The sequence below is a fragment of the Quadrisphaera granulorum genome (assembly GCF_003149145.1).
Lineage (GTDB): Bacteria > Actinomycetota > Actinomycetes > Actinomycetales > Quadrisphaeraceae > Quadrisphaera > Quadrisphaera granulorum.
On sequence record NZ_QGDQ01000001.1, the window covers coordinates 321,588 to 339,340 of the forward strand.

The 17,753-nt window shown below is 74.3% G+C and carries 14 protein-coding genes; 13 read left to right on the forward strand and 1 reads right to left on the reverse strand.

Annotation, left to right across the window (positions count from 1 at the left end; translation table 11 throughout):
• The first annotated feature begins 15 nt into the window (after positions 1-15).
• From BXY45_RS01455 to BXY45_RS01505, 11 genes are all read left to right on the forward strand, one after another.
• Positions 16-1,218 carry a cysteine desulfurase family protein gene (locus BXY45_RS01455; protein ID WP_109772693.1) on the forward strand — a complete coding sequence of 401 codons (1,203 nt, stop codon included), beginning with the start codon at positions 16-18 and terminating at the stop codon, positions 1,216-1,218.
• A gap of 7 nt (positions 1,219-1,225) precedes the next feature.
• Positions 1,226-2,323 (forward strand): tRNA 2-thiouridine(34) synthase MnmA, encoded by a 1,098-nt coding sequence (gene mnmA, locus BXY45_RS01460; protein ID WP_109772489.1) that lies wholly within the window; start codon positions 1,226-1,228, stop codon positions 2,321-2,323.
• Positions 2,320-3,372, forward strand: a complete 1,053-nt coding sequence (locus tag BXY45_RS01465; RefSeq protein ID WP_109772490.1) for a uroporphyrinogen decarboxylase/cobalamine-independent methonine synthase family protein — start codon at positions 2,320-2,322, stop codon at positions 3,370-3,372. The genes mnmA and BXY45_RS01465 overlap by 4 nt, the downstream gene beginning before the upstream one ends.
• Positions 3,373-3,393: 21 nt before the next feature.
• Positions 3,394-4,269: a CPBP family glutamic-type intramembrane protease gene (locus tag BXY45_RS01470; protein ID WP_109772491.1), complete on the forward strand. Its 876-nt coding sequence runs from the start codon at positions 3,394-3,396 to the stop codon at positions 4,267-4,269.
• A 74-nt stretch (positions 4,270-4,343) separates the two neighbouring features.
• Entirely contained in the window at positions 4,344-6,596 is a 2,253-nt protein-coding gene (ligA, locus tag BXY45_RS01475; protein ID WP_109772492.1) for an NAD-dependent DNA ligase LigA, read from the forward strand.
• Complete coding sequence (locus BXY45_RS01480) at positions 6,589-7,443, forward strand: pentapeptide repeat-containing protein (protein WP_109772493.1); 855 nt, start codon at positions 6,589-6,591, stop codon at positions 7,441-7,443. Before ligA ends, BXY45_RS01480 begins: the two co-directional genes overlap by 8 nt.
• An 11-nt stretch (positions 7,444-7,454) precedes the next feature.
• Positions 7,455-8,237, forward strand: a complete 783-nt coding sequence (locus tag BXY45_RS01485) for a hypothetical protein (RefSeq protein WP_109772494.1) — start codon at positions 7,455-7,457, stop codon at positions 8,235-8,237.
• A 132-nt stretch (positions 8,238-8,369) separates the two neighbouring features.
• Positions 8,370-8,690 carry an Asp-tRNA(Asn)/Glu-tRNA(Gln) amidotransferase subunit GatC gene (gatC, locus tag BXY45_RS01490; protein WP_109772495.1) on the forward strand — a complete coding sequence of 107 codons (321 nt, stop codon included), beginning with the start codon at positions 8,370-8,372 and terminating at the stop codon, positions 8,688-8,690.
• Positions 8,687-10,282 carry an Asp-tRNA(Asn)/Glu-tRNA(Gln) amidotransferase subunit GatA gene (gatA, locus tag BXY45_RS01495; RefSeq protein ID WP_109772496.1) on the forward strand — a complete coding sequence of 532 codons (1,596 nt, stop codon included), beginning with the start codon at positions 8,687-8,689 and terminating at the stop codon, positions 10,280-10,282. The genes gatC and gatA overlap by 4 nt, the downstream gene beginning before the upstream one ends.
• Entirely contained in the window at positions 10,279-11,820 is a 1,542-nt protein-coding gene (gene gatB, locus BXY45_RS01500) for an Asp-tRNA(Asn)/Glu-tRNA(Gln) amidotransferase subunit GatB (protein WP_109772694.1), read from the forward strand. The genes gatA and gatB overlap by 4 nt, the downstream gene beginning before the upstream one ends.
• A 38-nt stretch (positions 11,821-11,858) precedes the next feature.
• Positions 11,859-13,694: a putative bifunctional diguanylate cyclase/phosphodiesterase gene (locus BXY45_RS01505; protein WP_109772497.1), complete on the forward strand. Its 1,836-nt coding sequence runs from the start codon at positions 11,859-11,861 to the stop codon at positions 13,692-13,694.
• Here BXY45_RS01505 and BXY45_RS01510 read toward each other — a convergent pair.
• Positions 13,611-14,879 (reverse strand): PQQ-dependent sugar dehydrogenase, encoded by a 1,269-nt coding sequence (locus tag BXY45_RS01510; protein WP_211319133.1) that lies wholly within the window; start codon positions 14,877-14,879, stop codon positions 13,611-13,613. The two genes, BXY45_RS01505 and BXY45_RS01510, sit on opposite strands and share 84 nt — an antisense overlap.
• A 91-nt stretch (positions 14,880-14,970) precedes the next feature.
• Here BXY45_RS01510 and BXY45_RS01515 point away from each other — a divergent pair, with 91 nt between their 5' ends.
• Positions 14,971-15,927 (forward strand): 2-hydroxyacid dehydrogenase, encoded by a 957-nt coding sequence (locus BXY45_RS01515; protein WP_211319134.1) that lies wholly within the window; start codon positions 14,971-14,973, stop codon positions 15,925-15,927.
• A gap of 28 nt (positions 15,928-15,955) precedes the next feature.
• On the forward strand, positions 15,956-17,650 hold the full coding sequence (gene ilvD / locus BXY45_RS01520) for a dihydroxy-acid dehydratase (protein WP_109772498.1): 1,695 nt from the start codon (positions 15,956-15,958) through the stop codon (positions 17,648-17,650).
• Positions 17,651-17,753 lie beyond the last annotated feature (103 nt).

Sequence of the window (17,753 nt, forward strand, 5' to 3'; positions counted from 1 at the left end):
CGTACCCTCGGTCGTGTGACGGCATACCTTGACCATGCTGCCGACACCCCGGTGCTGCCCGCTGCGGCCGAGGCGGTGCTCGCCGAGATGACCCGCGCCGGCAACGCCTCCGCTCTGCACAGCTCCGGGCGCGCCGCGCGGCGTGTCGTGGAGGAGTCGCGCGAGGAGATCGCCGCGGCCATCGGCGCCCGACCGGGTGAAGTGGTGCTCACCGGCGGAGGCACCGAGTCCGACAACCTCGCGGTCAAGGGCCTGTACTGGGCGCGCCGCTCCGGTGCGGACGGAGATCCGCGACGCACGCGGATCCTGGTCTCCGCGGTGGAGCACCACGGCGTGCTCGACCCGGCGCACTGGCTCGGCGAGCACCCGGCGGGCCTGGGCGCCCAGGTCGAGGAGCTCCCCGTCGACGGCGAGGGGCGGCTGCGCCTCGACGCGCTGCGCGAGTCCGTCGAGCGCGACCCCGCGTCCGTGGCGCTCATCAGCGTCATGTGGGCCAACAACGAGGTCGGCACGCTGCAGCCGATCGCCGAGGTGGTCGAGCTCGCGGCGCGCCACGGCATCCCGGTGCACTCCGACGCCGTGCAGGCCGTCGGCCAGGTCCCCGTCGACTTCGCCGCCTCGGGTCTGACGGCCCTGTCGTTCACCGGCCACAAGCTGGGAGCCACGACCGGGGTCGGTGGTCTCGTGCTGCGCCGCGGCACCCCGCTCGTGCCCGTGCTCCACGGCGGCGGCCAGGAGGGCGGCGTGCGCTCCGGCAGCGTCGATGCCGCCGCCGCCCGCGGGCTCGCCGTGGCCACCACGGCCGCCGTCGCCACCCTCGACGAGCGCGCCGCGGCCCTGCGCGCCCTGCGTGACCAGCTGGCCGCGGGGGTGCTCGCCGTCGTCCCCGACGCGGTGGTGCGCGGCGCGGTCCGCGAGGAGCACCGCCTCCCCGGGCTCCTCCACATCACCGTGCCGGGCGCCGAGGGCGACGCCCTGCTCTACCTGCTCGACGCCCGCGGCGTGGAGTGCTCCACCGGCTCGGCGTGCACCGCCGGCGTGCCCCAGCCCAGCCACGTGCTGCGCGCGATGGGCCTGTCCGACGCCGACGCCGCAGGGGCCCTGCGCTTCAGCCTGGGCCGCACGAGCACCACCGCCGACGTCGCGCGCGTCGTCGAGGTGCTCGGCCCCGTGGTCGAGCGGGCGCGCACTGCGGGCCTCGCGCTCGCGGGGTCGTGAGGCGGCGATGAGGGTCCTCGCGGCGCTGTCCGGCGGCGTCGACTCCGCGGTCGCCGCGGCGCGTGCCGTCGACGCCGGGCACGAGGTCGTCGCCGTTCACCTGGCTCTGGCCAGCGCTTCTCCGAGCGCAACACCGGGCCGGGCACGCGGTTGCTGCACCATCGAGGACTCCCGCGACGCGCGGCGTGCCGCCGACGTCCTCGGCATCCCGTTCTACGTGTGGGACCTGTCGGAGCGGTTCGGGCGCGACGTCGTCGACGACTTCGTCGCCGAGTACGCCGCCGGCCGCACCCCCAACCCGTGCGTGCGGTGCAACCAGAAGGTGAAGTTCGCCGCGCTGGCCGACCGGGCGCTCGCGCTGGGCTTCGACGCCGTGGCCACCGGCCACTACGCGCGCATCGTCGAGGGTGCTGAAGCGGTCACGGGCACCCGGGAGCTGCACCGCAGCCACGACCTCGCCAAGGACCAGTCGTACGTGCTGGCAGTACTGCCGCCGCACCGCCTCGCGACGGCCCTGTTCCCCCTGGGCACGGCGGCCACCAAGGACGAGGTCCGCGCCGAGGCCGCCGCCCGCGGGCTCGCGCTCGCGGACAAGCCCGACAGCACCGACATCTGCTTCGTGCCAGACGGTGACACCCGCGCCTGGTTGGGAGCCCGGCTGCCCGAGGGCGCACGCGAGCCCGGCGACGTCGTTGACAGCTCCGGCCGCCGTGTCGGTACTCACGACGGCGCCGCCGGGTACACCGTTGGCCAGCGCCGCGGGCTGCGCCTGGGGGTGCCCGCGGCCGACGGCAAGCCCCGCTACGTGCTGTCGGTGTCCGTGGCCGAGCGGCGGGTGGTGGTCGGCTCCGCCGAGGAGCTCGCCGTCGACGTCCTGTCCGGCGACGGCGCCGTCTGGTGCGGCCCTGCCCCCCAGTCGGGGCAGCGTCTGGGCGCGCAGGTGCGCGCCCACGGCGCCGAGCTGCCCTGCACGGTGGAAGACCTCGACGACGACGGCGGCGTGCGCGTCCGGCTCGACGAGCCCGCCCGCGGCGTGGCACCCGGTCAGCTGCTCGCGCTGTACGACGGCACGCGCGTCGTCGGGTCAGCGACCCTCGCCGCGTGAGAGCCACCGCCACCGGGGCCTGGCCCGGGGAGCACCCCCTGGAGGCTGCCCGCGCCGTCATCGGCGAGCTGGGCGCCGAGCACGTGCCCTTCGCGCCCGAGCTGCCCGCCCGCGGCCCGGGCGCCGACCCCACGGGCCGCACCGCGGCGCTGCTGGTCGAGATGCCTGTCGACCTGCAGCCAGTGGGGTGGCGCCTGGTCGACCACCCCGGGCGCGACGCCCGGCGCGCGGCGTCGATGCGCACCGCCGATCTCGACGCCCTCGCCGAGGCCGCCGACGGCTACAGCGGACCGCTGAAGCTGCAGGTCCTGGGTCCGTGGAGCCTCGCCGCGTCCGTGTGGCTGCCACGCGGTGAGCGCGCCGTCGTCGACGAGGGCGCCGCCCGCGACCTGCTGGGCTCCCTCGTCGAGGGACTGCTGCAGCACACCGCCGATGTCCAGCGCCTCGTGCCGGGCGCGCAGCTGCTCGTGCAGGTCGACGAACCGTCGCTGTCCGCCGTCCTCGAGGGCCGCGTGCCCACCGCGAGCGGCTGGGGCCGGCTGCGCGCCGTCGACGCCCAGCGCGCCCGCGACGCCCTCCGCGAGCTCACCGGCGCGCTGCGCGCCGCGGGCGTGCGGACCGCGCTGCGCAGCGCCGCACCCGCAGCAGGAGACGCGCCGTCGTCGTCCTCCTCGTCGACGGAGGTCTGGCCTCTGCTGCGCACCGCAGGCGCCGATGCCCTCGTGATCGCGGCGCCACCGTCCCGGCCGCTCGGCACCGCACTGTGGGAGCAGCTCGCCGAGGCCCTCGAGGCCGGCCAGGAGCTGCACCTGGGCGTCCTCGACGTACCCGCCGTGGCAGGCGGCGCGCCGCTTCCCGAGGTCTCCGCCCTGCTGGCAGCCGTCCGGACCCCCTGGGACCGGATCGGCCTGCCCGCCTCCCAGCTGGCGCAGGTGGTGGTAACGACGTCGACGGGGCTCGCGGCGCTGTCACCGGCTGCCGCCGCCGCCGCGCTGCGCCGCCTCGCGGCGACCGCCGACGCGCTGGACGAGGTGCTCGCCGAGGCCTGAGGCGCCCGGCAGGGTGGAGGTGTGGCACCTGCTCGACCGTCCTCGCAGGACAGGCTCACCGGTGACGTCGCCCGTGCCGTGGCCTCCTGGCTCGCCTTCGTGCTGGCCCTCGGCCTGGCCGGGGTCGCCCTCGCCGCCGCCCGCGGCGCCGGGGCCTCCGGGGCGGTGCTGGACGCGGTGCCCGCCGTCGTCGTCCTCCTCGTCACCGTGCCGCTGGTGCTCATGGCCCACGGCCGCGCCCGCTGGCCGTCCGTCCTGGCGCTGCGCACGCCGGTGCTGGCGCTCGCGGGAGCGGCCGTCGGGCTGACGGCGGCCGGGCTCGTGCTGCTCGCCGACCACCTGGCGGGTGGTGCGGCGGGCTTCACGGTGACCGGGGTGGACGGATGGCTGCTGGTGCGCTGGCTCGTGGTGACGCTGCTGCTGGCCGCGGCTCTGGAGGCGGTGCCGGAGGAGCTGGCGCTGCGGGGCGGCGTGTTCGGCGGGCTGCGTGGACACCTGCCCGGGTGGCTGGCGGGCCTGGTGACGACGGCCGCCTTCGTGCTCGCGCCGGCCGCCGCGATCTGGGCGACGGCGCAGCTGGGGGAGTGGTTCGGCGTGGCGGTGCCGCCCGCGACCTTCGCACCCGGCGGGCAGGACCCGGTCGCCTATGCCGTGCTGCTGGCGAGCTTCGGTGTGGTGCTCCTGCTGGTGCGGGCCGTGGTCGGGTCGGTGTGGGCGTGCGTGGGCTACCACCTGGCGTTCCTCGTGGTGAACCGCCTCCTGCTCGGTGACCCGGCCGTCACGGGCCTCGCACTGCGGACGGGGGAGGGGGCGGAGCTGCTGGTCATGGCCTACCTGGCGCTCACCGCCGCGGTGCTCGGCGTGGTGGTGGTGCGCCGACGGGGTGGCCGCAGGTAGCTGCCGACCGGTTGCTGGTCGGCTGCTGGTCGGCTGCTGGTCGGACTGTCAGGGGTGCTGGGCAGACTGGACGGGTGACATCGCAGGACGCTTCCTCGCAGACGGCGCCGGAGCTCCAGAGCGCCCCGCCGGAGGCGCGCCGGGAGTGGGACGAGCTGGCCGAGCAGGTCCGCGCGGCCAGGTTCGCCTACTACGTGCGCGACGCCCCGACTCTGGCCGACGGCGAGTTCGACGCGCTGCTGCGCCGCCTGGAGGCCCTGGAGGACAGCTACCCCGACCTGCGCGTGCCCGATTCCCCGACGCAGGTCGTCGGGGGGACGTTCAGCACGGACTTCACCCCGGTCGACCACCTCGAGCGGATGCTCAGCCTCGACAACGTCTTCACCCGCGAGGAGCTGGCGGCGTGGGTGGCGCGGGTGCAGCGCGACCTGTCCGACGGGCGCGAGGAGGCCCCGCCCGTGCGCTGGCTGTGCGAGCTCAAGATCGACGGCCTGGCAGTGAACCTGCGCTACGAACGCGGGCGCCTCGTGCTGGCGGCCACCCGCGGCGACGGGCGCACCGGTGAGGACGTCACCCACAACATCCGCACCATCGACGCCGTGCCGCAGCAGCTCAACGGCGACCCTTCGAGCTTCCCGGACCGGTTCGAGGTGCGCGGGGAAGTGTTCTTCCCCGTCGCCGACTTCGAGGCGCTCAACGCCTCCCTCGTGGAGGCCGGGAAGGCTCCCTTCGCCAACCCCCGCAACGCCGCCGCCGGGTCGCTGCGCCAGAAGGACCCGCGCGTCACCGCCTCGCGCCCGCTGTCGATGATCGTCCACGGTCTGGGCGTGCGCGGCGGCCTGGAGCCTGCCAGCCAGTCGCAGACGTACGAGCTGTTGCGCTCCTGGGGCCTGCCCACCTCGCCGGCGTACCGCGTGGTGGAGTCGCTGGAGGAGATCCAGGCGTACATCGACTATTACGGCGAGCACCGCCACTCGCGATCGGGAGCCGCGGCGATCGCGCACGAGATCGACGGTGTGGTGGTCAAGGTCGACGAGGTGGCCCAGCAGCGTCGCCTCGGCGCCACGTCCCGTGCCCCGCGGTGGGCCATCGCGTGGAAGTACCCGCCCGAGGAGGTCACCACCAAGCTCCTCGACATCCGCGTCAACGTGGGCCGCACCGGCCGGGTCACCCCGTTCGCGCACATGGAACCCGTCAAGGTCTCCGGCTCCACCGTGCAGATGGCCACCCTCCACAACGGCAGCGAAGTGGTCCGCAAGGGCGTGCTCATCGGCGACACGGTGGTGGTCCGCAAAGCCGGCGACGTCATCCCCGAGGTGCTCGGGCCCGTCGTCGACCTGCGGGACGGCACCGAGCGCGCCTTCGAGATGCCCACCCACTGCCCCGAGTGCGGCACCGAGCTGCGCTTCGAGAAGGAGGGCGACGCCGACCTGCGCTGCCCCAACGCGCGTACCTGCCCGGCGCAGCTGCGCGAGCGGGTCTTCCACCTGGCCGGGCGTGGTGCCTTCGACATCGAGGCCCTGGGGTACGAGGCGGCCGCGGCGCTGACCGAGAAGGACGACGACGGGCGCCAGGTGCTCCCCGACGAGTCCGGCCTGTTCGCGCTCACGGCGGAAGACCTGCTGGCCGTGCCCTTGTTCACCCGTGCCCCGAAGAAGGGTGAGGGCGAGGCGCGCGTCCTCAACGCCAACGGGATGCGGCTGCTCGCCAACCTCGAGGCCGCCAAGGACCGACCGCTGTGGCGCGTGCTCGTCGGCCTGTCCATCCGGCACGTGGGGCCGACGGCGGCGCGGGCGCTCGCGCAGCGGTTCGGCTCGATGGACGCCCTCCGCGCGGCCTCCCAGGAGGAGCTGGCCGCCGCCGACGGCGTCGGACCGATCATCGCCGAGGCGGTGGTGGAGTGGTTCTCGCACGACTGGCACGTCGCCGTCGTCGACGCCTGGGCCGCGGCGGGGGTGTCCATGGCGGACGAGGCCGTCGCCGGGGTGGAGAAGAACCTCGAGGGGCTGACCATCGTCGTCACCGGATCGCTGGAGAGGTTCAGCCGCGACGAGGCCAAGGAGGCGATCTTGTCGCGCGGGGGCAAGGCGTCGTCGTCGGTGTCGAAGAAGACCTCCTACGTGGTGGTGGGCGACAGCCCCGGCAGCAAGGCCGCCAAGGCCGAGGAGCTGGGCGTGCCCGTGCTCGACGAGGCCGGGTTCGAAGCGCTGCTGCGTGACGGCCCGCCGCCGGCACCTGACGCCGAGGCCGAGGCCGAACCCCAGGGTGAATCCCAGGACGAACCCCAGGGCGGCGCCGAGGGCGAGTCCGGGGAGCCGGGTGCCTGACAGGTCGGCGCTGCGGGCCGACTGCGGCCGGTGCGCCGGGCTGTGCTGCGTGCTGCCGGCGTTCTCCCGATCGGCCGACTTCGCCTTCGACAAGCCCGCCGGCATGCCCTGTCCGAACCTGCGGGCCGACGCGCGGTGCCGCATCCACGACGAGCTGGTGCCGCGTGGCTTCCCGGGGTGCGTGACCTTCGACTGCTTCGGCGCGGGGCAGCGTGCCGTCGAGGTGGTCTTCGGGCAGCGGCCCGGTGGGCCACCGGCTCCGGCGGACCTGCTGCGCGAAGCCCCCGACCTTCCCGGCGTACTGGCTGCCCTGCGGGGCGTGCACGAAGTGCTCTGGCACCTCACCGAGGCCTGCGAGCTGCTGCACCCGGGGCGGCTGCGCGACGAGGTCGCGGCGCTGAGGGCGCACGTCGAGGAGGTCGCGGGGGCCGGCCGCGAGGAGCTGGTCGAGGTCGACGTCGCCGCGCAGCGGCGGGCTGCCGGTCCCCTGTTGGAGCGCACCAGCCGTGCCCTGCGCGCCGCGGTGCCCGGCCGCCTCGCCCGTCACCGGGGCGCCGACCTCTCCGGGAAGCGGTGGCGCGGCGCACGCCTTCGGGGAGCTGACCTGCGGGGCGCGCTGCTGCTCGGGGCCGACCTGCGCGACGCCGACCTCAGGCTCGCCGACCTGCTCGGCGCTGACCTGCGGGCAGCGGATCTGCGCGGCGCTGATCTCACCGGAGCCCTGTTTCTCACGACCGCCCAGCTCGACGGCGCGCGCGGCGATGCCACCACTCGGCTGCCCGCCGGACCGGTGCCGCGCTGGGCAGACGGGCGACCCCGAGAGGACGTCCCAGCTCACGGGGTGTAGGACGTACATCCATGGCCAAGAAGAAGAGCAAGAGCCCCTCGGTGGACCTCGCGGACCGGGTGCGCGCCGCGCAGGTCGCCTTGGACACTGCGATCGCCACCAAGGCCGAGACGGCCGCCCGTCGCGAGGAGGCGACCCGCCGCCACGACGATGCCACCGCCGCTGTCGATGCCGCCAAGGCCGCGCGCAAGGAGGCCCGCAAGGCCCTGGCCGTCGCCGAGAAGGCCTTCGTGAAGGCCAAGGGCACCCTCGACGACCTCAAGACCAAGACCAAGAAGGCTGACAAGGCCGCCCGCAGCGCCGATGTCGCTGCTGACGAGGCGCGCCGCGAGCACGAAGAGCTCTCGCGCAAGCTCGCCCGTCGCCAGGGCCAGGCCGACGAGGCCACCGCCACCGCTGCCGTCGAGGCACCGGAGCCCGTCGCCGAGCTGCCCGCCGCACCTGCCGAGGCGACGGAGCCGACAGAGCCGGCGGTCGCTGCTGACGCTCCTGCCCCGGCTCCGGTGCGCCGCACCCGCGCGCGGCGCACCCCCGCGGCCTCCGCTGGGACCGCCACCGAGGGCGCCGACGGCGAGGCCGCGCCCCCGCGTACCACCCGCACGCGCCGAGCCGCCGGGACCACCACCCCGCGCACCACGACTCCGCGCACCCGCCGCCCGCGCGCCGCTGCGGCGGAGACCCCCGCGGCCGCCGAGTCGGCCGCGCCCGTGGAGGAGGCACCCGCGGAGCAGGCCCCCGAAGCGCAGGGCGTCTTCGACGCCGACCAGCCCGAGCAGGTTCACTCCGACCAGTAGTCCTCACCCCGCGACGATCAAGGAAGCTGTGCACGCGCCGAGGCGTGCGCAGTTTCCTTGATCGTGGGCGAGGGGTTGGGTGGGGGGCGACCGCCGGACGGCGACCAGGGGAGCCTCCTAGACTCGGCTCCCATGCCCGCCCTTCCCCGCGAGGAGGTCGCGCACCTCGCGCGGCTGGCCCGCATCGACATGCCCGACGCCGAACTCGACCACCTCGCCGATCAGCTCACCGCCATCGTCGACGCGGTCGCCTCGGTGACCGGTGCCGTCGCTGCCGCGGAGCGCGCCACGGGCGAGCCGGTCCCGGCCACCAGCCACCCGGTGCCGCTCACCAACGTCACCCGCCCCGACGTCGTGCACGGCGTGCTCACCGCCGCCGACGCGCTGGCTGCGGCCCCCGAGGCCGAGGACGACAAGTTCCGCGTGCCGCGGATCCTGGGGGAGGACGCATGAGCGACCTCACGCGCCTCGATGCCGCCGCCATGGCCGCCGCGCTGGCCGCCCGTGAGGTCTCCGCCGTCGAGCTCACCCAGGCCCACCTCGACCGCATCGCCGAGGTCGACGGCCCCGTCGAAGCCGGCGTCCACGCCTTCCTCCACGTCGACGGCGAGGGCGCGCTCGCCCGTGCCGCCGAGCTCGACGCTGACCGTGCCCGCGGCGAGGAGCTGCACCCGCTGGCCGGCGTGCCGGTGGCCGTCAAGGACGTCATGGTCACGCGCGGCCTGCCGAGCACCGCGGGCTCGCGCATGCTGGAGGGCTGGATCCCGCCGTACGACGCGACCGTCGTCGAGAAGATGCACGCCGCTGGCCTGGTGACCCTCGGCAAGACCAACATGGACGAGTTCGCCATGGGGTCGAGCACCGAGCACTCCGCGTTCGGCCCCACCCGCAACCCGTGGGCCTTCGACCGCATCCCCGGCGGCTCCGGCGGTGGGTCGGCCGCGGCGCTGGCCGCTTTCGAGGCGCCGCTGGCCACCGGCACCGACACCGGCGGTTCCATCCGCCAGCCCGCGGCGCTCACGGGTACCGTCGGCGTGAAGCCGACCTACGGCGGTGTCTCCCGCTACGGCCTCATCGCGCTGGCGAGCAGCCTCGACCAGGGCGGGCCGTGCGCCCGCACCGTGCTCGACACCGCGCTGCTGCACGAGGTCATGGGCGGCCACGACCCGCGCGACTCCACCTCTCTGAAGGACCCGGTGCCCGCCGTCGTCGCCGCCGCCCGCGAGGGCGCGCGCGGTGACCTCACGGGCGTGCGCGTCGGCGTCGTGGCCGAGCTGGGTGGCACCGGGCACGCCGAGGGCTTCCAGTCGGGAGTGCTGCAGCGGTTCGCGGAGGCGCTGGACCACCTGCGCGCCGCCGGAGCCGAGGTGGTCGAGGTCAGCTGCCCCAGCCTCGAGCACGCCCTGGGCGCCTACTACCTCATCCTCCCTAGCGAGGCGAGCAGCAACCTTGCCCGCTACGACGGCATGCGGTACGGGCTGCGCGTCATGCCCGACGGCGTTCACCCCTCCGAGGTCACGGCCGAGCAGGTCATGGCCGCGACGCGCGCCAAGGGCTTCGGCGCGGAGGCCAAGCGCCGCATCATCCTGGGCACGTACGCCCTCTCCAGCGGCTACTACGACGCCTACTACGGCAGCGCCCAGAAGATCCGCACGCTCGTGCAGCGCGATTTCAACGCCGCGTTCGAGCAGGTCGACGTGCTCGTCAGCCCCACGGCACCGACCACGGCGTTCACCCTCGGCGAGAAGCTTGACGACCCGCTGGCCATGTACCTCGGCGACGTCGCCACCATTCCCGCCAACCTCGCGGGCATCCCCGGCATGAGCCTTCCGGTGGGCCTGGCCCCCGAGGACGGCCTGCCCGTGGGACTGCAGCTGCTCGCGCCCGTCCGCGAGGACGCGCGCCTGTACCGCGTCGGTGCCGCCCTCGAGGCGCGCCTCAAGGCCGACTGGGGCGGGTTGCTGCTCGACCGCATCCCTGCGTGGACGCCCGCACCCACCATCCCCGCGACCAGCCTCGCGACCACCGCCGGAGCTTCCGCATGAGCACCACCAACACTCAGCCGGACCTGATCGCCTACGACGACGCCGTCGCCCGTTTCGACCCCGTGGTGGGCCTCGAGGTGCACGTCGAGCTCAACACCGCGACGAAGATGTTCAGCGGCGCTCCCACGGAGTTCGGCGCTGCGCCGAACACCCAGGTCGACCCGACGTCGCTCGGTCTGCCGGGGTCGATGCCGGTGCTCAACGCGAAGGCGGTGGAGTCTGCGGTCCGGATCGGGCTGGCGCTGAACTGCTCCATCGCGGCGCAGTGCCGGTTCGCGCGGAAGAACTACTTCTACCCGGACATGCCGAAGAACTTCCAGACCAGCCAGTACGACGAGCCCATCGCGTTCGACGGCTGGCTTGACGTCGAGGTGCCGGCCTCCGAGGACGGTTCACTGCCGGCCTTCACGCACCGCGTGGAGATCGAGCGCGCCCACATGGAGGAAGACACCGGCAAGTCCTCGCACGTGGGCGGGGCCACCGGTCGCATCCACGGCGCCGAGTACTCCCTGGTCGACTACAACCGCGCCGGCATCCCGCTCATCGAGATCGTCACGCGTCCCATCGCAGGCGCTGGTGCCCGTGTCGGCGAGGTGGCGCGCGCCTACGTTGCCACCCTGCGCGACCTGCTCCGCGGCCTGGACGTCTCCGACGTCAAGATGGAGCAGGGCTCGATGCGCTGCGACGTCAACCTCTCGCTGCGTGACGCGCCGGACGCGAAGCTCGGCACCCGCACCGAGACCAAGAACGTCAACTCGCTGCGGTCGGTGGAGCGGGCGGTGCGCTACGAGGTGTCCCGCCAGGCCGCCGTGCTGCTGGGCGGCGGCACGGTGGTGCAGGAGACGCGCCACTGGCACGAGGACACGGGCCTGACGACGTCGGGCCGCGTGAAGTCCGACGCCGAGGACTACCGCTACTTCCCCGAGCCCGACCTGGTGCCCGTCGCTCCGGACCCTGCCTGGGTGGAGGAGCTGCGCGCCGCGCTGCCCGAGCCGCCCGCCGCGCGCCGTCGTCGTCTTCAGACCGACTGGGGCCTGACCGACCTCGACATGCGTGACCTGCTCAACGCCGGCGCGCTCGACCTCGTCGAGGCGACCGTGGCGCTCGGGGCGCCGCCGGCCGCTGCCCGCAAGTGGTGGACCGGTGAGCTCAGCCGCGCCGCCAACACCCGCGGCACCTCCCTGGAGCAGCTGCCCGTCACCCCGGCGCAGGTGGCGCAGCTGCAGGCGCTGGTCGACGGCGGCAAGCTCAACGACAAGCTCGCCCGCCAGGTCCTCGAGCACGTGCTCGACGGCGAGGGCGACCCGCAGCAGGTGGTCGACGCGCGTGGCCTGGCCGTGGTCTCCGACGACGGCGCGCTGCTCGTCGCCATCGACGAGGCGCTGGCCGCCAACCCCGACGTCGCCGGAAAGATCCGCGACGGCAAGGTCCAGGCGGCCGGTGCCATCGTGGGAGCGGTCATGAAGGCCACTCGTGGCTCTGCGGACGCGGCGCGTGTGAGAGAACTCGTCCTGGAGCGCGTTTCCGTGAGAGCCTGACGCATCAAGTATCCCTTACGGGAGACCGACACACGGGTATGGGCGGTCACGCGATCAGTGCAGGTGAGGCGCGGCGGTCCAGCTGGCTCGACGCCGTCGTCATCGGTGCCGCCGCTGCCCTGATCCTGTGGCTGCTGCGTGTACAGCCCGCGCTGGACGCCGCGCCAGGCCCGTTCTGGAAGGTGGCGGTCGGTGCGGCCGCCGTCGTCCTCGGCTGCAGCCTGGCGGCCGTCGCGGTGCTGACCCTGTCGGGCGCGCGTCCCGTGACGTCCGGCGTGGTGGCCGTGCTCGCGGTGTCGGGGTCCGTGGTCGGCGCCATGGCCATCACCGTGGGGCCGGGCGGTCGGTACCTCGACGTCGTCAGCGGGTCCCTGCTCGGCCTGGTGGCCGTGCTGGGGTCCGTCCGTGAACTCGTCGCCCGCAGGGTCCGCTCCGCGCTCGTCGCCGACCTCGAGCGGCAGGTCCGCACCGACGACCTGACCGGCCTGCCCAACCGCCGCGACCTCCTGGAGCTGGTCGAGCGGGAGCGCGACCGCGCCGGCACCGCCGTCGTCGAGGTGGGCATCGACTCCTTCTACGAGTACAACGCCCAGCTCGGCGCGACCCTCGGAGACGAGGCGCTGCGGAGCGTGGCCCGTGCGCTGCGCGACGCCGCCCCGTCGGGGTGGACCGTGCACCGTCTCGGCGGAGACCAGTTCGTGCTCCGAGGCCCGGGTGACGCAGCGGCCGGCCTGACGTGCGCCCGGGCGGCCCTGGCGGCCGTCGCTGCCGCGTCGGTGCCGGGATCGACCCCGCTCAGTGCGAGCGCCGGCGTGGCGGCGACCCACCCTGGAGCCGCCGACCCGACCGCCGTGCTCGCTGACGCCTCCGCGGCCCTGCGCGCCACCAAGAAGGCTCAGGACGGCGGCACCGCCGTCCACGACACGGCCATGGCGGCGAGCTCGCAGCGGCATCAGGCCGTGACGGCCGCGCTGCGCCGGGCCCTCGCTCACGACGGCGTGGTGGCGCACCTGCAGCCCGTGGTCGACATCCCCACCGGCCGCACCTCCGGAGTGGAGCTGCTCGCCCGCTGGAACGACGCGGAGCTCGGCCACGTGCGCCCCGACGAGTTCGTGCCGCTGGCGGAGTCCACCGGGCTGGTCCACCCACTGGGGACGTCGGTGCTGCGCCACGGCCTGCAGGCCTACGTGGCGGCCGGGGGACTCCAGCGGCGCCTACGGGTCGCGGTGAACGCTTCCGTGCACGAGCTGCGCCGACCCGACTACACCCAGCGGATGCGCGCCACCGCCGCCGCCTGCGGCGTGCCGCTGGAGCTCATCACGGTCGAGGTCACCGAGTCGCTGTTCGTCGCCCGAGACGATCCCGGCTTCCGCACCCTGCTCGAGCTCGACGCCGCCGGTGTGGCCCTCGCCATCGACGACTTCGGCACCGGGTTCTCCTCCCTGAGCTACCTGGAGCGGCTTCCGGTGACCTACGTCAAGGTCGACAGGTCGCTCGTCGCCGCGGCCTCCCGCAGCGAGCGGTCGCGGGCGCTGCTCGCCGCCATCGCCTCCGTGAGCCGGGCGATGGAGCTGCAGGTGATCGCGGAGGGCATCGAGGACCAGGCGCAGGCCTGCATGGTCAGCGAGTTCGGCATCGTCCTCGGGCAGGGGTGGCTGTGGTCGAAGGCCTTGACCCCGGAGGAGTTCGTCGCCCACCTCGCTGTTCCCTCGCAGCCAGGTCCCTCGCAGTCAGGTCCCTCGCAGCCAGGTCCCTCGCAGCCAGGTCCCTCGCAGGTGGGTCACGTGGCGTCAGGTGAGCGGCAGACGCAGGAGTCTGTCGTCGCCGGCGGTGGGGCGCCCGCGCGACGTGTTGTCGGTCAGCACCCACAGTGAACCGTCGGGCCCCGCGACGACGTCGCGCAGGCGCCCGTGCTCGCTGTCGAGGAGCGCCTCGGGCTGCCCGAGCACCCCGTCGTCCAGGGGGATGCGCCAGAGCCGCTGCCCACGCAGCGCCGCGACGTAGACCGCGTCGGCGGTGACGAGCAGCCCGCTGGGGGAGGCGTCCGAGGTGGGCCAGGTCACCAGCGGGGCCGTGAACGCCGGGTCGGTGACGTCGGCGTCGCTGCCGTCCGGTCCCGGGACGGCGCCCTCCACCAGCGGCCAGCCGTAGTTGCGCTGCGGCTGCAGGAGGTTGAGCTCGTCTTGCGTGTTCTGCCCGAACTCCGCCGCGAACATCCGCCCGGCGCTGTCCCAGCCGATGCCCTGGGGGTTGCGGTGGCCCCACGTCCACACCGGTGAACCCGCGACGGGGTTGCCCGGCGCCGGCTGCCCGTCGGGGGTGAGGCGCAGCACCTTGCCGGTGAGGGCCTGCGGATCCTGCGCCGTCGACGGTGCGCTGGCGTCACCGGTGGTGACGTAGAGCATCCTGTCGGGACCGAACGCCAGTCGGCCGCCGTGGTGGACGGTGGCGGAGGTGATGCCCGTGATGATCGGCTCCGGAGCCGACAGGGTGCCGGCGCCTCCGGCGTCGTCGGCCGAGTACCGCATCCTGACCACCCGGTCGTCCGTGGCGGTGGTCGTGTAGGCGTACAGCCAGCTGTCCTGGGCGAACGACGGCGAGAGCGCCAGCCCCAGCAGGCCGCCCTCCCCGCGGGGCTCGACGTCGGGCACGGCTCCAGCGGGGCCGGTCGCCGTGACCTGCTCCGCGCGCCACGTGCCGCCGGTCTGCGAGACCCGCAGCACCCGCGCGGTGTCGCGCTCGCTGATGAGCGCGCTGCCGTCGGGCAGCACGGCGATGCTCCAGGGCACGTCGAGACCGGTGACGACGTCCTGCGCGGTGCCCGGGGTGCCGCGCAGCGCGTGCCCGGCGGCCAGGGCCGCCGGCAGCTGCGCACCGGGTGACAGCGGCGCCTCGGGGGAGGAGGGGGAGGACGACGACGGCGCGGGCAGCTGCCTGGTGGACGCGGGCGCCGGCGCCGCGGCGTCCTGACCGGAGCAGCCCGCCAGCGCCACTGCTGCCGCGCTGAGGAGGACGGCGGGCAGAGCGGTGCGGCGGCGGGAGGGGCGTCCGTGATCCACGCTCCAGCGTCACCCGCCGCAGGTCGCGTGGCCAGTCGGGGGTGGGCACTGAGTGGCACGACGGGCCGGACGGCTGACAGGGTTGCTGCCCGTGACCGACCAGACGACCGGCCAGCTGCTGATCACTTTGCCTGACGCCGACTGGCAGGAGGCGCTCGCGCCGCACCTGCCCGCCGGGGTGCGCAGCCTCGTCTGGGACGTCGACTCCGATCCGCGCGAGGCGCTCGGAGACGACGCCGACCACGTGGCGTACGTGGTGGTGCCGTACGCACATCCGGCAGGTGCGCTCGAGACCGTCGGAGGCCTGCCCGCCCTGCAGCTGGTGCAGGCCCTGTCGGCCGGCTACGACAACCTGGTCGAGAGCCTCCCCGAGGGCGTGCGCCTGGCCAACGGCGCGGGTATCCACGACGCGTCCACCTCCGAGCTGGCGCTCGCTCTCGCGCTGGCGAGTCTGCGCGGCCTCGACGATGCCGTCCGCGACGCCCAGCAGGGCCGGTGGCGTACCGTCCAGCGCCCCTCCCTGGCCGACCGGCGCGTGCTCGTGCTCGGCACCGGCGGCATCGGCGGGGCCATCGCCGACCGGCTCGGCCCGTTCGAGGTCGACCTCGTGCGGGTGGCCACCACCGCTCGCAGCGACGAGCGCGGCCCGGTGCACGGCATCGACGAGCTGCCCACGCTGCTGCCGTCGGTGGAGGTGGTGTTCATCGGCCTACCTCTGAACGACACCACCCGCGGGCTCGTCGACGCGGCGTTCCTCGCGGCCCTGCCCGACGGGGCGCTGGTGGTGAACGTCGGCCGTGGCCCCATCGTCGACACCGACGCTCTGCTCGCGGAGCTGCGCTCCGAGCGGCTCTACGCAGCCCTCGACGTGACCGACCCCGAGCCGCTGCCGGCCGACCACCCGCTGTGGGCTGCGCCGAACGTGCTGATCTCGCCGCACGTCGGTGGCCACACGACGGCGATGCGTCCGCGGGCGTTGCGGCTGCTCCGCACCCAGGTCGAGCGGCTGGTGGCGGGTCAGGAGCCGCTCAACGTCGTCGTCGGGTGACTTCCTACGCCACCGTAGGATCGCGAGCATGACCCAGGCCGATATGAAGCCCCGCTCCCGCCAGGTCACCGACGGGCTCGAGGCCACCGCCAGCCGCGGCATGCTCCGTGCCGTCGGACTCGGCGACGACGACTTCGCCAAGCCGCAGATCGGCGTGGCGTCGTCGTGGAACGAGATCACCCCCTGCAACCTCTCGCTCGACCGGCTGGCGAAGGCCGTCAAGGACGGCGTGCACGCCGCCCAGGGCTACCCGCTGGAGTTCGGCACCATCTCCGTCTCCGACGGCATCTCCATGGGCCACGAGGGCATGCACTTCTCCCTCGTGAGCCGCGAGGTCATCGCTGACTCCGTGGAGACCGTCATGCAGGCCGAGCGCCTCGACGGCTCAGTGCTGCTGGCCGGCTGCGACAAGTCGCTGCCGGGCATGCTCATGGCCGCCGCCCGCCTCGACCTCGCCAGCGTGTTCCTCTACGCCGGGTCGATCCTGCCGGGCTTCGCCAAGCTCTCCGACGGCACGGAGAAGCAGGTGACGATCATCGACGCGTTCGAGGCTGTCGGCGCGTGCTCGCGCGGGCTCATGAGCCGTGAGGACGTCACCGCCATCGAGAGGGCGATCTGTCCGGGCGAGGGCGCCTGCGGTGGCATGTACACCGCCAACACCATGGCCAGCGCCGCCGAGGCGCTCGGCATGAGCCTGCCCGGTTCGGCCGCCCCGCCTGCTACCGATCGCCGCCGTGACGGCTTCGCCCGACGATCCGGCCAGGCCGTGGTGGAGATGCTCGCGCAGGGCATCACCGCCCGCGACATCATGACCAAGGAGGCGTTCGAGAACGCGATCTCCGTGGTCATGGCGTTCGGCGGCTCCACCAACGCGGTGCTGCACCTGCTGGCCATCGCCCACGAGGCCGAGGTCGACCTGACCCTGGCCGACTTCGACAGGGTCGGCTCCCGCGTGCCGCACCTGGCCGACGTGAAGCCCTTCGGGCAGCACGTCATGACCGACGTCGACAGGATCGGCGGCGTGCCGGTGGTCATGCGGGCGCTGCTCGACGCGGGCCTGCTCCACGGCGACGTCATGACCGTGACCGGCAAGACGATGGCGGAGAACCTCGCCGACATCGCCCCGCCGGACCCGGACGGCAAGGTGTTGCGAGCCCTGGCGAACCCCATCCACCCCACGGGCGGCATCACGGTCCTTCACGGGTCGCTCGCGCCGGGCGGCGCGGTCGTGAAGTCCGCGGGCTTCGAGTCCGACGTCTTCGAGGGCACCGCCCGTGTCTTCGACCGGGAGCGCGCCGCCATGGACGCCCTGGAGGACGGCACCATCACCGCTGGTGACGTGGTGGTCATCCGCTACGAGGGCCCCAAGGGCGGGCCGGGCATGCGCGAGATGCTCGCCATCACCGGTGCCATCAAGGGCGCGGGCCTCGGCAAGGACGTGCTGCTGCTCACCGACGGGCGCTTCTCCGGTGGCACCACCGGCCTGTGCGTGGGCCATGTGGCTCCCGAGGCCGTGGACGCCGGCCCGATCGCCTTCGTGCGCAGCGGCGACCGCATCCGCCTCGACGTCAAGAACAAGACGCTCGACGTGCTGGTGGAGGCGTCCGAGCTGGCCGCGCGCCGCGAGGGCTGGGAGCCGCTGCCCCCGCGCTACACGCGCGGCGTCCTGGCGAAGTACACCAAGCTGGTGGGCTCGGCGAGCGGCGGCGCCGTCCTCGCCTGAGACACGTCCGGCTCAACCAGCGGGACGCCACGTCTCAACAGGTGAGACGTGGCGTCCCGGTGGCTGACAGGGTCCGCCGGAGGGGGCTACTCTCGCGGCATGG

Coding starts and splice junctions, on each gene's coding strand:
- BXY45_RS01485 (WP_109772494.1), top strand. CDS start 7,455: ATGGCCAAGAAGAAGAGCAAGAGCCCCTCGGTGGACCTCGCGGACCGG.
- gatC (WP_109772495.1), top strand. CDS start 8,370: ATGCCCGCCCTTCCCCGCGAGGAGGTCGCGCACCTCGCGCGGCTGGCC.
- gatA (WP_109772496.1), top strand. CDS start 8,687: ATGAGCGACCTCACGCGCCTCGATGCCGCCGCCATGGCCGCCGCGCTG.
- mnmA (WP_109772489.1), top strand. CDS start 1,226: ATGAGGGTCCTCGCGGCGCTGTCCGGCGGCGTCGACTCCGCGGTCGCC.
- BXY45_RS01505 (WP_109772497.1), top strand. CDS start 11,859: ATGGGCGGTCACGCGATCAGTGCAGGTGAGGCGCGGCGGTCCAGCTGG.
- gatB (WP_109772694.1), top strand. CDS start 10,279: ATGAGCACCACCAACACTCAGCCGGACCTGATCGCCTACGACGACGCC.
- ilvD (WP_109772498.1), top strand. CDS start 15,956: ATGACCCAGGCCGATATGAAGCCCCGCTCCCGCCAGGTCACCGACGGG.